This window comes from Streptomyces sp. AV19, from assembly GCF_015999245.1.
Lineage (GTDB): Bacteria > Actinomycetota > Actinomycetes > Streptomycetales > Streptomycetaceae > Streptomyces.
This window is the reverse complement of sequence record NZ_JAEAMR010000036.1, coordinates 1-1,170: the sequence shown is the minus strand read 5'-3', so window position 1 is coordinate 1,170 and position 1,170 is coordinate 1. Positions and strand designations below refer to the sequence as shown.

At 73.9% G+C, this 1,170-nt stretch carries 1 protein-coding gene; it reads left to right on the top strand.

What is annotated here, in order from left to right; translation table 11 throughout:
- Nucleotides 1-1,170: beta-ketoacyl reductase (locus tag I5Q34_RS32770; protein ID WP_199896143.1), on the top strand; the 1,170-nt coding region annotated here is incomplete at both ends.

Genomic DNA, 1,170 nt, shown 5'->3' with positions numbered 1-1,170 from the left:
GGAACGGGGTGCGGCTGCACTCGGTGGGCGCCTCGGCGCTGCGGGTCAGGCTGTCTCGACAGGGCGACGGGCCGGTGCGCGTGGCGGCGTTCGACGGTGCCGGATTGCCCGTGGTGACGGTGGACGAGCTGCGTCTGCAGCGGATGTCGCGGGATCAGCTGGGGTCGGCGGCGGCCGGTGATCCGCTGTACGAGCTTCGGTGGGCCGAAGTGCCGTCCCCGGAGGGCCCGTTCGCGGTCTCCCCGGAGGATGTGGTCGAGTTCGTCGAGCCCGGCGGTGACGTCCGTTCCCGGGTCGGCGAGGCACTCGCCCTGGTGCAGCGCTTCGTCGGCGACGGCGAGTCGGAGGGCCGGCGACTGGTCGTGGTGACCCGCGGTGACATGACGCTGGCGCCGGATCCGGCGACGGCGGCGGTGTGGGGTCTGGTGCGTTCGGCGCAGGCCGAGCACCCGGGCCGGATCGTGATCGCCGATGTGACCTCCCGGGAAGAAATCGCCCTGGCCGTCGCCTCCGGCGAGCCGCAGGTGGCGGTGTGCGGCGGCCGGCTCTTCGCACCGCGGCTGGCCCCGGTGACCCCGGAAGCAGCGGGACCGGGCTGGGATCCGGACGGCACCGTCCTGATCACCGGCGCCGGTGGCGCCCTCGGTACCCTGCTGGCCCGGCACTTGGTGGCCGAGCACGGCGTACGGCACCTGCTCCTCCTCAGCCGCCGCGGCCGCGCCGGCTCGGAGGAACTGGCGGCAGAACTGGAGGCGTTGGGCGCATCGGCGACCTTCGCCGCCTGTGACGTGGCCGACCGCGGGTCGCTGGCCGCGGCCCTCGCCCAGGTCCCGTCGGAGCACCCGCTGACCGCCGTCGTCCACGCGGCCGGCGTGCTCGACGACGGCGTCCTGACCGCGCAGACCTCCGAGCGCATCGACCGGGTCATGCGCCCCAAGGTGGACGGCGCGCTTCTGCTGGAGGAGCTGACGCGTGACGCCGATCTGGCGGCCTTCGTCCTGTTCTCCTCGGCGGCGGGTGTGATGGGTACGGCGGGGCAGGGCAACTATGCCGCCGCCAACGCGTGGTTGGATGCCTTGGCCCGGTCGCGCAGGGCCCAGGGACTGCCCGCCACGTCGATGGCGTGGGGTCTGTGGACCAGCGACAGTGCCATGACCGCGCACTTGGACG